At 57.6% G+C, this 13,717-nt stretch carries 10 protein-coding genes and 1 tRNA gene; 6 read left to right on the top strand and 5 right to left on the bottom strand.

Annotated elements, in window-relative coordinates; translation table 11 throughout:
* Positions 1–41: 41 nt before the first annotated feature.
* The 3 genes from VGR81_04705 (at position 42) to VGR81_04695 (ending at position 5,441) form a co-directional block, all read left to right on the top strand.
* A complete protein-coding gene (locus VGR81_04705) occupies positions 42–1,106 on the top strand; it encodes a proline racemase family protein (GenBank protein ID HEV2288234.1) in 1,065 nt (354 codons plus the stop codon).
* Between the two features lie 152 nt (positions 1,107–1,258).
* Positions 1,259–1,975 carry a GntR family transcriptional regulator gene (locus tag VGR81_04700; GenBank protein ID HEV2288233.1) on the top strand — a complete coding sequence of 239 codons (717 nt, stop codon included), beginning with the start codon at positions 1,259–1,261 and terminating at the stop codon, positions 1,973–1,975.
* 61 nt (positions 1,976–2,036) lie between these two features.
* The gene (locus VGR81_04695; protein HEV2288232.1) at positions 2,037–5,441 is read left to right on the top strand and encodes an acyl-[ACP]--phospholipid O-acyltransferase; all 3,405 of its coding nucleotides are present in this window, start codon (positions 2,037–2,039) and stop codon (positions 5,439–5,441) included.
* Between the two features lie 16 nt (positions 5,442–5,457).
* On the opposite strand, the gene VGR81_04690 is transcribed toward VGR81_04695, so the two are convergent.
* Positions 5,458–5,544, bottom strand: a tRNA-Leu gene (locus VGR81_04690).
* 221 nt (positions 5,545–5,765) lie between these two features.
* Here VGR81_04690 and VGR81_04685 point away from each other — a divergent pair.
* Complete coding sequence (locus VGR81_04685; protein ID HEV2288231.1) at positions 5,766–6,047, top strand: hypothetical protein; 282 nt, start codon at positions 5,766–5,768, stop codon at positions 6,045–6,047.
* Between the two features lie 42 nt (positions 6,048–6,089).
* On the opposite strand, the gene VGR81_04680 is transcribed toward VGR81_04685, so the two are convergent.
* From VGR81_04680 to VGR81_04670, 3 genes are all read right to left on the bottom strand, one after another.
* On the bottom strand, positions 6,090–6,590 hold the full coding sequence (locus VGR81_04680) for a nuclear transport factor 2 family protein (protein ID HEV2288230.1): 501 nt from the start codon (positions 6,588–6,590) through the stop codon (positions 6,090–6,092).
* A 194-nt stretch (positions 6,591–6,784) separates the two neighbouring features.
* The gene (locus VGR81_04675) at positions 6,785–9,319 is read right to left on the bottom strand and encodes a PIG-L family deacetylase (GenBank protein ID HEV2288229.1); all 2,535 of its coding nucleotides are present in this window, start codon (positions 9,317–9,319) and stop codon (positions 6,785–6,787) included.
* Positions 9,316–10,668 carry an amino acid permease gene (locus VGR81_04670; GenBank protein HEV2288228.1) on the bottom strand — a complete coding sequence of 451 codons (1,353 nt, stop codon included), beginning with the start codon at positions 10,666–10,668 and terminating at the stop codon, positions 9,316–9,318. Before VGR81_04670 ends, VGR81_04675 begins: the two co-directional genes overlap by 4 nt.
* A gap of 63 nt (positions 10,669–10,731) precedes the next feature.
* Here VGR81_04670 and VGR81_04665 point away from each other — a divergent pair, with 63 nt between their 5' ends.
* Positions 10,732–11,682 (top strand): hypothetical protein, encoded by a 951-nt coding sequence (locus tag VGR81_04665; GenBank protein HEV2288227.1) that lies wholly within the window; start codon positions 10,732–10,734, stop codon positions 11,680–11,682.
* 77 nt (positions 11,683–11,759) lie between these two features.
* Entirely contained in the window at positions 11,760–12,644 is an 885-nt protein-coding gene (locus VGR81_04660) for a hypothetical protein (GenBank protein HEV2288226.1), read from the top strand.
* 8 nt (positions 12,645–12,652) lie between these two features.
* Here the strand turns inward: VGR81_04660 and lipA are convergent, their stop codons facing one another.
* A complete protein-coding gene (gene lipA / locus VGR81_04655) occupies positions 12,653–13,564 on the bottom strand; it encodes a lipoyl synthase (protein HEV2288225.1) in 912 nt (303 codons plus the stop codon).
* Positions 13,565–13,717 lie beyond the last annotated feature (153 nt).

Genomic DNA, 13,717 nt, shown 5'->3' with positions numbered 1-13,717 from the left:
ATTGTAGTATTGAGGATAACGCTGGGGTCGAGGAGTTTTCTTTGCAAATTTCGCGGCTGATCATGGCGGTGGACGCCCATGCGTGCGGCGAACCAGGGCGCGTCATTACCGGCGGGGTGCTCGACGTGCCCGGCAAGACGATGTTCGAGAAAAAAAACTATCTGGAAAAGCATGGAGATGACTTGCGCAAACTGATGCTGCGCGAGCCGCGCGGGTATCCGGCATCGAACTGCAATTTGATTCTTCCGCCAGCGGACCCTCGTGCGGATGCAGGATTCGTGATCATGGAGCAGGTCGAATACCCGCCGATGTCGGGCACGAACACGATTTGCGTTGTGACGGTGCTGCTCGAGACGGGAATGATTCCGATCCACGACCGCATCATGCGCCTGAAGCTGGACACGCCAGCGGGACTTGTGGAAGTGGAGGCCGAAACGGACAATGGCAAAGTGACGAGGGTAACGTTTCAAAATGTGCCGGCGTTTGCGGTGCATCTCGACAAACCGATTGAAGTACGCAAACTCGGAACCGTGAAAGTGGATGTGGCCTACGGGGGGATGTTTTATGTGATCGCGGATGCGGAGTCGCTGGGCCTGCGCTTGACGCCGGATGAAGCTCATGACATTGCGCGTGCGGGAGAAATGATCAAAGCGGCGGCGACGGAGCAGCTTCCCGTTGCACATCCTGAAAATCCAGAGATTTCAGGGATTACGATTGCGCAGCTTTCCGCGCCGTCGAAAATGCCGGGCGTTCACCGACAGAATGCCGTGATTGTCTCCACGGGGAAGGTGGACTGGGACAAGCCAGCATCATGGACCGGCGCGCTGGACCGCTCGCCATGCGGCACAGGAACGTGCGCGAAGATGGCGGCGCTGCATGCAAAAGGACAGCTACCGCTGCAACAGGATTTTGTTCATGAGGGGATTCTGGGAACGACGTTTACGGGACGGCTGGTGGGCGAAACGCGCGTGGGCCCCTACCGCGCAGTGATTCCCGCGATCAGCGGACGCGCGTGGATCACGGGATTCGCGCAATACGTTGTGGAGCCGAGCGACCCATTTCCCGCGGGATTTACGGTTGGAGACATTTGGGGAAATATGAGATAAGTTGCGGCGACTCTTTCCGAAAGCGGGGATCCGACCAAGACGGCTACGCAAGTTCGCGGAGCGCGATAAACAAGAAATAGTATGGTATGGTCTCCCGCTGAGACGGATTTCAATCGGGGCCGATGCCGCCCCTTTCAGGGATGAAGAACAACATGTATTCGAAACTGGAAATCGAAATGAGAGAAGACAATTCTCGCGAGCCGCGGGAGCAAGGAATACCCAGACTGTCGCTTGCGTCGGCAGTGGCCGAAAAACTGCGGGAGATGATTATCCGGGGGCAGATTGAAGAAGGCGAACAACTTCGCCAGGACGTGATTGCCACGGATCTGAACGTGAGCCGAATCCCGGTGCGCGAAGCCATGCGGCAGCTCGATGCGGAAGGATTGATTCGCATTGTTCCGCACCACGGGGCGGTGGTGGCGGCGCTTTCGGCGGATGAAATCGGCGAATTGTTTGACATGCGCGTGCTGCTGGAATGCGACGTGCTGCGCTGTTCGATTCCGAACCTAAGGGAATCTGACTTCCAGAAGGCGGAAGCGATCCTGAAGCGGTATGAAAATGCGCTGGAGATGAATGAAGAAGTGACCAACTGGGGCCAACTGAACTGGCAATTCCATTCGACGCTTTATTCGCGCGCCGGGCGGCCACGGTTCATGGCAATGATTCAGCAGATCAATAACAACTCCGACCGTTACATGCGGTTGCAATTGTACCTGACGCGCGAATTCAGCCGGGCCAACGAGCAGCATCGCACACTTCTGGAACTGTGCCGCAATCGCGATACGGAAGCCGCCTGCGCTCTGCTGGAACTCCACATCCGCAACGCGGGCCGTTGGCTGAAGGAATTCATCAGGAAGCGAAACTCGTAATTCTTCTCCGGCGGCCGCCGGACGAGGATGATCCGCCCGCGTTTCCTGAAGAGAGGATACGATGCCGGAAAAGTCCCGATGGCGGCGCGGTTTCTGGAGCCTGATTGCGACGCAATTCCAGGGAGCGTTCAACGAAAACGGGCTGAAGTATTTCGTCATTTATCTGGTCCTCGGAATGAACCTGAGCAAAACCAACGAGGACCGGAAAGTCCTGCTTGTCGGCGCGCTCTTTTCCCTTCCTTTTATTATCTTTTCGATGAGCGGCGGATACCTGGCCGACCGATTCAGCAAAAGAAGCGTCACCATCTGGATCAAATATTTTGAAATTACGCTGATGCTGCTGGCGACGGCGGCGTTTGCCTGGCACAGCCTGAACCTGGCGCTTTTGTGCGTGTTTCTGGCGAGCACGCAGGGCGCTCTTTTCGGGCCTTCGAAGTACGGACTCCTGCCGGAACTGCTGCCGGAAAAATTGCTCTCGTGGGGGAATGGCGTACTGGAGCTGGGAACGTTTCTCGCGATCATCGCGGGAAGCGTGGCAGGCGCGTTCATGGCCGATTTTTTCCGCACGCGGCAAGAAATCCCGGGGCTGATCTTTTTCGGTTGTTCGATGCTGGGACTGGCGACGAGTTACACGATCACGCGCGTACCGGCGGCGGATGTCGAGAAGAAATTCCGGGCGAATTTTCTGGGCGATTTATGGTCGCAAGGGAGATTGATCCGCCGGGACCGCGTACTGTGGCTTGCCGTGCTGGGAAATACGTACTTCTGGTTTTTCGGCGCGCTGCTGCAATTCGACATCGTGTTTTATGGGAAGTACGTGCTGCGAACGAGCGATTTTCACGATGGAATTCTGCAAGCAGGAGCGGCAGTGGGAATCGGACTGGGATGCCTGGCTGCAGGATATTTTTCCGACGGGAAAATCGAATATGGACTCGTGCCGCTGGGGGCGATGGGGATGACCGGGTTTGCCTTTGCGCTGGCAGCGCGGGGGCTTCCGTTTGCGACGGTGCTCGTGCTGCTGGCTGCGGTGGGATTCGCTGGAGGATTTTTCGTCGTGCCGGTGAATGCGCTGATTCAGCACCGGCCGGACGAAGCAAACAAAGGCGGAGTGATTGCGACGGCAAATCTTCTGTCGTTTGTCGGCATATTTGCGGCGTCGGGAGTTTATTACGTCCTAACAAGTTTCTTGCATCTGGGACCGGCGGCGATTTTCTTCTGGGCAGCGATAGCAACGCTTTTCGCCGGCGCATACCTTCTCTATCTGCTCCCCGATTCTCTGCTGCGACTCTTGCTGTGGCTGGCGACGCACACGATTTACCGCATCGAGGTTCGCGGACGAGAGAATGTTCCGGAAAAAGGCGGGGCGCTGCTGGTTCCAAACCACGCTTCGTTCGTGGATGCGGCGCTGCTGATCGCGTCGACAGACCGATTCGTGCGGTTTCTGATGTTCAAGGATATTTACGAGCATCCGCTAATCCGGCCGTTCGCGAAGATTCTCCGCGTGATTCCGATTTCGCCGCAACAGCGCCCGCGGGAAATGATTCATTCGCTGCGCGAAGCGACCGAGTCTCTGCACAACGGAGACGTAGTCTGCATTTTTCCCGAAGGGCAAATGACGCGGATCGGGCAGATGCTGCCCTTTCGCCGGGGAATGGAACGAATCATGAAAGGCGTGGAGGCGCCAATCATCCCGGTGCATATCGACGGCATCTGGGGATCCGTTTTCAGTTTCTCAAGAGGGCATTTCTTCTGGAAGTTCCCGCGGCGGATTCCGTATCCGGTGAGCGTCACGTTCGGCAAGCCTTTGCCACCGACGGCGACTTCGCAGGAAGCGCGACAGGCGGTGCAGGACGTGGGCGTCGAGGCGTTTGAACACCGCAAGCGCTACATGAAAACGCTGCACCGTTCGATTCTGCAAACGGCAAGGCGTTATCCAAGGCGGCTGGCGATGGCCGACGGACGAACGCCGAAGGTGCGTTCCATCAGCGCAGTGGCAAAGGCAATTTTCCTGGCACGACGACTGCGAAGCGAATGGCGCGGGCAGGAAATGACGGGCATCCTGCTGCCGCCTTCGGTGGGCGGGGCGCTGGCGAATCTGGGGGCAATGCTGGCGGGGAAAATCCCTGTGAACTTGAATTACACAGCGTCGAATGAATCGCTGGAATCATGCGCGAGGCAATGCCAACTGGAAACGGTGATTACGTCGCGGGAATTTCTGGAACGCGTGCACGTCAAACCGCCGGCGCGGGCGATTTTCATCGAAGAAGCAGCGGCGAATCCCAGCTTCGGCGAGAAGCTGATCGCAGCGATTGCGGCGCTGTTTTTTCCCGCGCGCATTGTGGAGAAGATTGCAGGAGCCGTGCGGGCACCGCAGCTCGATGATACAGCGACGATCATTTTTTCGAGCGGTTCGACGGGAGAACCGAAAGGCGTTGTGCTGATGCACTACAACATTGGGGCCAACGTCGAGCAACTGATGCAGGTCTTCTTGCTGTACAAAGACGAGCGCATCCTGGGGATACTTCCGTTCTTCCATTCATTTGGATTTACAGGAACGCTCTGCTTGCCGCTGATTGCGGGCGTGGGAGTGGTGTTCCATCCGAATCCGCTCGATTCGCGAACGATTGGCGGGCTCGTGAGCGGATACAAGATCACGATGCTACTGGCCACGCCAACATTTTTGCAGACGTACACGCGACGCTGCGCGCCGGAAGATTTCGGCAGCCTGCGATTCGTCATGGCTGGCGCGGAAAAAATGCCGGAGCGCATTGCGCAGGCGTTTGAAGATCATTTCGGAATCCGGCCGCTGGAAGGTTACGGCTGCACGGAATGCTCGCCGGTGGTGGCGGTGAATACGCGGGATTTTCGCGCGGCGAATTTCCGTCAAGTGGGCGCGAAGCGAGGCAGCATCGGGCATCCGCTGCCGGGGATGAGCGCGAAGATTCTCGATCCGGAAACAAAAGAGCCGCGCGGTAGCGATCAATCGGGCTTGCTTTTTGTGCGCGGGCCGAACGTGATGAATGGTTATTTGAATCAACCGGAGAAAACGGCGGAAGTGCTGCAGGGGGGCTGGTACAACACCGGCGACATTGCGACGATCGATGAAGATGGGTTCATTCGGATTACGGACCGGCTGAACCGCTTCAGCAAGATTGGCGGCGAAATGGTGCCGCATATTAAAATCGAAGAAAAATTGCAGGAGTTGTCAGGGAGCGCGGAGCAGGTGTTTGCGGTGACATCGATTCCCGATGAGAAGAAGGGTGAGCGGCTGTTTGTGCTGCACACGCTGCCGGAAGAAGCGTTGCTTGAATGCCTGCAACACCTGGCGCAGTGCGAATTGCCGGCGCTCTGGAGGCCGCGAGCGGATCAGTTCGCACGCATCGAGAATTTGCCGTACCTGGGCACAGGGAAGCTGGATCTGCGGCGGCTTCGAGAGATTGCACTCAAGTTATCCAGCGATGCGTGAGGCGTTCGCCAATGAATGGTGCCCGGAAGAGGACTCGAACCTCCACTCCCTTGCGAGAACCAGCTCCTGAAGCTGGCGCGTCTGCCAATTCCGCCATCCGGGCCAAACGTGGGGCAAATTGCAGCGAAATGATTTTGCCGCCGGATGGGCCGTTTGTCAACGAGGCACCTCAAATCACAACTTGTTTACCAACGCATTAATAGAAGGGGGCGAACGGCATTTTGCAGCAGCCACGGGCGAGCGCGGTGCTATAATCCCGGCTTAGAAGGGTCCTTCGGGGTTGGTTTTGGGGCAGTCCTCCGGCCCCGGGGCATGGAGGCAACGATGGACACGCAAAACGTGGTCCTATTTGCCGTTCTCAGTGCCTGTGGAGTTGCTCTCGTCGCCTGGTTCTGCCTGATCATCTACCGCGGGACGCTGGAAACACGCGAAGGTGATCAAATCTTTCTGGATAAAGCGGAAGAGGGACTGGCACGGGAGCAGCGAGAAATTGTCGCGCGCATTGAAAGAATCAATCCCGTCATCCGCAATGTGATGATCGTCTGGATCGTACTGGCGCTGACGAGCGCTGGTCTATGGATCTGGCAGGGATTAAAAAGCTTCTAATTTTCGTACTGAACTGATCCGTTCCTGCGTCGAATGCCCCGTTCAGGGGTAGATTTGAGAAGTGTGATTGTGGACAATCAGCCAGTGATTGCCGGCTTTTACAAAGACGAGAGTTGTTTGTCCCCGCGTGGTTGAAGCGCGGCCATCCACATTGGCATCGAACTCCCACTGATAGCACACCCAGGCGGTGTCGTTGTAATGGAAGAAATTGGTGTTGCGGCGAATGAGCTGCCCGCCGGAGATTCGACTGACTTCCTGCTTGTAGACGGCGACGTAGTTGTCCCAGCCCACGATCGGCGGAGCATAAGCTCCAGAGACCCAGGTCGCGTCGTCGGCATAATATTTGTGCATTTCCTCAATGTTGCCCAACTGCCAGGCGGCCAGCATTTTGCCAATGTCCTGATCGAGTTCCCGGGCAACCACAGCGGCGGGAGATTCCGGAATCATGCTCTCTGGAGTTTTTTGCTTCTGCTGCGATTGAGCGGAAGGTATCAGCGCAAAAAAAGCGACCATTGCGATTACCAATACGGATTTGCTTTTCATGATTCCCCCTTGGCTGCGGCCGCAAGAAGACAAAAATCGGCCGCCGATGCAAAGTGCAAGCAGAGCATAGCACAAGCGTTTTTTGCGATTGAGCAGAGGGAGAGTGGTGTGTTGACGAAGTGGAAACACGCAGCGGCGGGCGATGCGCGGACCAGCCGCGCCGTACGCGCCGGTTACGATTTCGTTTTTCTATTTTATTGCGACGGGGCTCCCGCTTTCGAGGCGCTCAGCAAGTTGACGAACAAGCGATAGGCTCCCGGGACGCCAGCCGGAAGCTGGCGGAAGAACGCCAGGCCGGTGTAGATGTAAATCCCTTTGCCGTCGTGCGCATAAACAAGGCTGCCGAGGGCATCTTGCTCGCCGGGGTCATGCATGGCGAAGACAGCCTTGTATCGCGGATCCCACTGACCCCAGAAATAAAGGCCGCGCTCCTGAATCCAGTCCTTGAAATCATCCTCGGTGATGCGGTTCGGGAAATTCAGCAGAGGACAGGAAGGATCGAGGAAACGAACCGCAGCAGTTTCGTCGGTGACACGCTCAGCAGAGGTGTATTGGCCGGGACGGCCGTCCATCGGCTTGCCCTCCGTGGCCGAAAAGGGCGCGGGGAGGAGCTTATTCCAGGCAAAGTCGCGCTCGTATTGAACGACGAGCGTGCCGCCGTGCTGGACGTAATCGAGCAGACGGCTGTTTGCGCTCATCAGATCGGGGCGAAGTTCATAGGCGCGAATGCCGACGACGATGGCGTCATACTGGCTGAGGTCGCCAAAAGCGAGAGCTGCTTCGTCGAGCATATCGACGTCAATGCCGAGCTGCTGCAGCGACTGCGGGACGGGATCGATACCCGCGGCGATGTAACCGACGCGAAGGCGCTGCGGAATCGCGAGATCGAGTACGTGCGCGGTGGCGACGACCGGTTCGCTGACGTGGCGCGAAGGAAGCGAAGGCAACGCCTCGTAAGAAGTGGCGAAAGTTTGGCCACCCAGGCGCGCATAGGGTTTCAAGACGTATGCTGACTCGGAGATGCCGGCCGGAGGTGTTATGGAAAAGCGCACCAGACGGTCGCCGGGCTTGGCGAAGTCGAGAGGTGCGACGGAACTGACGGTCCAGCCATCGGGAGCGAGAACGCCGGGGGCGACTTGCGCAGCGGCTGCTCCGTGATAGCTGACGCGCATGAGCAACTGGAACGTCTTCGCGGAACGATTCACAGGCAGGATGATCTGCTGCGGGTCGACAGTCAGTGTGACAGCCGGAACAAGTTCGAGCGGCATGGTTTCGACGGTTGTTGAAGTGTAGTCGCGGGAGATGACCGGCTTTTCGACGGAGAATGTGTAGCCGCCGGCCGTGCCGGTGATATGCGCTTCGACGAGCGGAGGAGGCCAAGGCAAAATTGCGTCCTGCGGCGATACGGGAGGCGTGGCCCCGGATGGAATGCTGACTTGAAAAGACATCTCCGAAATGAAGGTTTGCTGGTCGTTCTGGGAAGCGGCAGGAGTGACTCTCCAACCCTGAGGAGTCTCCAGCGAGGGAGCGGAAATATCCGCGCCAACATCGCTGCGAGATCTCCAAGTAACGCGCACGGAAAAATTGCCGCCGGCGATGAGAGCATTTTGATCTGCCTCAGCATTCACGTTGAGAGCCACAGCTTCGGCTAGAGCGTTATCGATCTTCTGGCGCTGCTGCCTTAATTCCCAAAGAACATCGGCGTCCGCGGTCGCGGAGTTGCGGGCTTGCTCGATAGCCTTGTCCATTTCTTTTCCGGCGGCAGCGAGATATTTCACGGCGGAGGGCCAGTCCAGGCGGAGGGCTGCTTGCCGCGCGGCGACGAGCGCGCCATCGGCAGCACCCAGGGGAACTTCCATCTGACTCGCGTTCTTGGAAATGGAGAAGAGCGACTGCGTGAAGTCGTCGATGCTGATATCTCCGCCCTGGGGATCAACCAGCGAAACCGGACGGCTGAAAAAAGGCGAGTCGAGAATGCGCGTGATGCCCTGCGAGCGATGGTTGGCAAAGCCGACCATGGCGAGATTGGAGTAGCTCTGGCCCCAGAGCGGAGAGATTTTGCCGATAGGAAGCTTAACAACCCTTTGCTGATCTTCCTGACCGTTGCGCGCATATTGCAGGACGTGAGCGACGGTCCAAGGACGGAGGCCTTCCTTCAATTGATCCGGATATTGCGTGGGATCGGCGGCGGCTGCGGCCGCTTGCGAAGTGATGATGCCGGTGGCCTGGTGCTGGCCGTGGCCGGAGTGGACGCCACCCCATTGATTGATGATTATGCCAGGACGAAACGTGCGAATGATGCGGACAAGATCCTCCTTGCCGATACCGTTCCAAATGCGCAGGGTTTCGTCGGCGCTCTTAGAGAATCCGAAGTCGGGAACGCGGGTAAAGAAGAGCTCCGCGCCGTAAGCCTGCGTGGCGCGATAGAGCTCATCGGTGCGAAGGATCTTGAGCGCGGGGCCGAGTTCAGGGCCGATGGCGTTCTGGCCGCCTTCACCGCGCGTCGTGGAGCAGAGAGCCACATCGTCGCCGAGTCCTTTGGAGAGATACGTCAGGACGGCGGCGTGCTCATCATCGGGATGGGCGGTGACGTAAAGAACGCGCGTGGTGATGCGCGCATGGTCGATGGCATCCACCACCTGAGCGACGGATTGCGCTCTCGCCACCGGAGACAAGAAAAGGATGGCGGCTACCGCAGCCGCGAGATTTGTGTACCCCCGAATTTTCATTCTGTTGCCTCCGCAAAAGGCCATCGGTTGGAATGCTTCGACCGAATTAGAAAGACGATGACACCGGCAAGAATGGCGAACAAACCAAAGAGCATTCGCCGGCCCGTAGCCGCAAAAAGCGCGAGCCATAAGATTATAGCGATTCCGGCGGGAATGGGGAAAAGCCACATTTTGAAGGGCAGACGCTCGCCGGACCAGCGCCAGCGCAACAAAATCACTCCAACGGCCTGGCCGACAAACTGAACCAGAATACGCATGGCGGCAATCGCAGTGATAACCGTCTCAAGCTTGAATGACAGGCTGAAAATGAAGGCCACGGCGCAGAGCGTGAGCAGCGAAACGTGGGGAAAATGCTTTGTGGGATGGACGCGCCCGAAAACGGAGAAAAAGTTGCCATCGAGCGCTGCGGCATAAGGAATGCGCGAATAGCCGAGCGTTGCGGAAAAAAGCGAGGCGAAAGCGATCCACAGAATGAGTATGGTGGCGAATTGCGCCGCGTGCGGGCCGTAGATGCGCTGGAAAAACAGACTGACTATGAATTCCGAATGCTGCGCTTCCTGCCACGACACGACACCGAGAATGCAGGTCTGCATAGCGAGATACAGAATGCCAATGGCAATGATGGAAAGAAAAATCGTGCGCGGAATGTTTCGCTCAGGCTGGCGAATTTCGCCCCCGAGAAAGCAGACGTTGTAGTAGCCCCAATAGGTATAGATCGTTTGGATTGTGGCGCTGCCGAGCGCGGCGAAAAAGAGCCAATTGAGGCTCCAGGCGTGCGCGGGATAGCGGAAGGCGAGCGCGGGATGAAAGTGCGTTAGGCCCGCGGCGATCAGCCAAAGGATCGTTCCAAACACGCCGATCCACAGAAGCATGGAGATCTTACCGATGCTCGTGATGCGGCGATACAGCAAAATCGCGAGAGCAATCACGACTGCACCCGCGACGGCTTTCTGGCTGTAGTAGCCGAGCGGCACAAGGTAGGCGAGATATTCAGCGAAGCCAATCGCGCCGGAAGCGATGACGAGCGGCGCCTGAAAAATCGTCTGCCAAATCACGAGGAAGGAAAGCAGGCGGCCCCACTTCGCGGGACCGTAAGCCTCGCGCAAGTACACGTAACTGCCGCCAGCCTCGGGCATGGCGGCACCGAGTTCGGCCCAAACGCAGCCGTCGATAAGAGCGAGAACACCGCCGACGGCCCAGGCGAGCAGGCACTGTGGGCCAGCCATGTCTTTAATCACCAGGGGAATGACGATGAATGGGCCAATGCCCACCATGTCGATCATGTTGAGGGCCGTGGCTTCTTTCAGGCCGAGGCCACGCTCAAGTTTGATGGGCTGGCGCATGTTCATAAGGATGAGATGACGCCGGGCGCCAAAGGATAGCAAAGAACCGGAATGCGCCGGTGATAAAGTTTGCGAGAACTGCGCTACACTTTTGCGCCTATGGTGAAACTCGGAGTCATTGTTACGGCGGCGACGCTGGCGATTCTGGTGCTGGAATTCTTGCGGTGCCGCAAAAAGCGTTATCCGCTCTCCGGCTGGTTTGCAATTGCCGCGCTCGCGGGAGCGGAATGGCTCATGTTTCGCGGTATCGAGCCGGTGGCGACATATTTCACGCCGATTGCGTGGTCGGCGTACCTGCTGATCGTTGACTCCGCAGTGTGGGCAATCACCGGGCGTTCTCGGCTACGCAATGCACCACGAGACTTTTTCCAGATGGCCCTTTTGTCGATTCCGCTGTGGCTGATTTTCGAGGCATACAACCTGCGGCTTGAGAACTGGAACTATACGGGAGTGCCCCGGGAGATGGTCTGGGGATTGCTAGGATATTGCTGGTCCTTTGCCACGATTACGCCGGGAATACTAGAGACGGCGGAGCTTATCGAATCTTTCGGCTGGTTCAAGCGGCGCGAGGAAGTGGCGATTTCGCCGAGACTCTGCCGCAACATGATGGGCATCGGCGTGATTTGCCTTGTGCTGCCGCTGATTCTGTGGCGGCACATTGCGGCATACCTTTTCGCGCTGGTGTGGGTGGGATTTTATTTGGCACTCGATCCGCTGAATTACAGGCTGGGGTTGCCGTCGCTGCTCGGTGACATTTCGTGGGGACGGCGGGCGCGATTTTATTCGCTGCTGGCCGCGGGATGGGTGTGCGGCTGGCTCTGGGAATTCTGGAACTACTGGGCGGCGGCGAAATGGCATTACATTTTTCCGATCCTGCAGCGCTACAAGATTTTCGAGATGCCGGCGCCGGGCTATCTGGGATTTCTTCCATTTGCGCTCGAATGTTTCGTGATGTACGTTACAGCCGCATGGCTTGTTCGGTGGATTCCCCGGTCGCGCGACCCGCGCATTATGGAGTGAGGATCGCGACGCTCTTTTGCCTTGCCCTCCTTTTAACTATTACGCCGACATTTGCTGGAGCAAGGACACATTTGCTTTTGGGCGGTAAAATATCCAGGCAAATTGCAGTTCCCACGGACGCGCAAGAAGCCATCGAAACGATCGATAGCGGCGATTTCCCCGGTGGTATTACGCAGGCGCGGCAAATTGAACAAACAAACCCTGACGATCCGCTCGGTTATTTAATCGAAGGAGAAGCGCGCTGGTGGGAGATGTATTGCCAAAACCTGGACGTGAAATATGGAATGGTTGAAGCATGGGGCCGCGCGAAGCAACGAGGAGACGCTGAATATCTGGCGCTTGCGGACAAGGCAGTGCAGCTCGCCGAATCAAAAATCCAAGAAAATGACACCGCGGAAATGCACATTTACGCCGGCCTCGGCTGGGCGCTGAAGGCGAGGCTCTATGGCTTACGTTTCGAGAGACGAAATACGGCGCATGCTGGCGTCGCGGCGCGGACGGAATTCTTACGCGCGCAAAAACTTGACCCATCACTCGCCGACGAGGATACGGGGCTTGGCCTCTATAACTACTATATTGATACGCTTTCGAGCTTTGTGAAGATTTTGAGGTTTTTCATGGGAATTCCGGGGGGAAGCAAAAAGGAAGGAATTGCGCAACTCACGAATGCGATGGAGCACGCGGAGCTGACGCCCGTGGATGCTCGATTTTATCTAGCGAAAAACCTGCGCACGTATGATTTCCAATATGAGCGGGCGCTGGAAATCTTGCAGCCACTCGTCGAAAAATATCCAAACAATCCGATTTTCCTGCTCTTGCGCGGCAATTTCTATACGGAATTAGGGCGCAATGAGCTGGCCGCCGCGGATTTTCGTGCGGCGGAAAATTTGGAGATTTCGGACGCCGAGTGTGCGGCGCGCGTGAAGCAAATTGCGGAGAAATTCCTGGGCACGCCGCAGTAGGGAAGAAGCTAGGTTCGCGCGGCGGCTTCTTGTTCGAAGGCGTGATAGGACGAGCGAACGAGCGGGCCGGCTTCGACATGCTTGAAACCCATCTGTCCGCCGAGCCGCTTGTATTCGGCGAATTCGTCAGGATGCACGAAGCGCACGACCGGCAAATGCTCGCGCGTGGGCTGGAGATACTGGCCGAGCGTGAGAATATCGACGCGCTGCCGGGCGATTTCCTCCATGGCGCTGAGAACTTCCTCGCGCTTTTCACCAAGGCCGAGCATCATGCCCGTTTTCGTAGGCATCGCGGGAGCCATCTCCTTGGCGCGACGCAGCAATTCGAGCGAACGTTCGTAGACTGAGCCTTTGCGCACGCGACGATAGAGGCGCGGCACCGTCTCCACATTGTGGTCGAGGACTTCCGGCCCGGCTTCGATGACCGTGGCGAGCGCCTTCCAATTGCCGCGAAAATCGGGGATGAGCACTTCGACTTTGCAGCCGTGCACGCGCTCATGGATCGCTTGCACGGTGCGCGCGAAAATGCCGGCGCCGCCGTCGCGCTGATCGTCGCGATCTACGGAAGTGACCACAGCGTAGCGCAGGCCCATTTTTTCAACGGCTTCCGCGACACGAGCGGGCTCTTCCGGGTCCGGCGCACCGATGGGTTTTCCCGAAGGCACAGCGCAAAAGCCGCAGGAGCGCGTGCAGATGTTTCCGAGAATCATGAACGTCGCGGTGCGATGCTCCCAGCATTCGCCCATATTCGGGCAGCGCGCACTTTCGCAAACCGTGTGCAGGTCGTTGGTGCGCATGATGCGCTTCAAATCCTGATAGTTCGGGCCGCCAAAGAATTTCACGCGCAGCCACGACGGACGAGGATGGGCGTCCGGCGGAGGCGTTGGCGAATTGGAGAGAATTGTGAACGGAGCAGCCACTTAAAGACTCCAGCGAAATTTCATTTTACCTGCGGTCGCAGCGCGAAACAACCGCAGCGGTTGAAAAGCTGAAAATGGGATCTTGCTGGGAAGTCAGTGCGATTTGAGCATTCAGGAGCCCCGATAAGGGCAGGCTGGGATGCGCCTAAGTGT

The sequence above is a fragment of the Candidatus Acidiferrales bacterium genome, from assembly GCA_035934015.1.
Classification (GTDB): domain Bacteria; phylum Acidobacteriota; class Terriglobia; order Acidiferrales; family UBA7541; genus DAHUXN01.
This window is presented reverse-complemented; position numbering and strand designations above follow the sequence as displayed.

Coding starts and splice junctions, on each gene's coding strand:
- VGR81_04700 (HEV2288233.1), top strand. CDS start 1,259: ATGTATTCGAAACTGGAAATCGAAATGAGAGAAGACAATTCTCGCGAG.
- VGR81_04685 (HEV2288231.1), top strand. CDS start 5,766: ATGGACACGCAAAACGTGGTCCTATTTGCCGTTCTCAGTGCCTGTGGA.
- VGR81_04675 (HEV2288229.1), bottom strand. CDS start 9,319: ATGAAAATTCGGGGGTACACAAATCTCGCGGCTGCGGTAGCCGCCATC.
- VGR81_04695 (HEV2288232.1), top strand. CDS start 2,037: ATGCCGGAAAAGTCCCGATGGCGGCGCGGTTTCTGGAGCCTGATTGCG.
- VGR81_04670 (HEV2288228.1), bottom strand. CDS start 10,668: ATGAACATGCGCCAGCCCATCAAACTTGAGCGTGGCCTCGGCCTGAAA.
- VGR81_04680 (HEV2288230.1), bottom strand. CDS start 6,590: ATGAAAAGCAAATCCGTATTGGTAATCGCAATGGTCGCTTTTTTTGCG.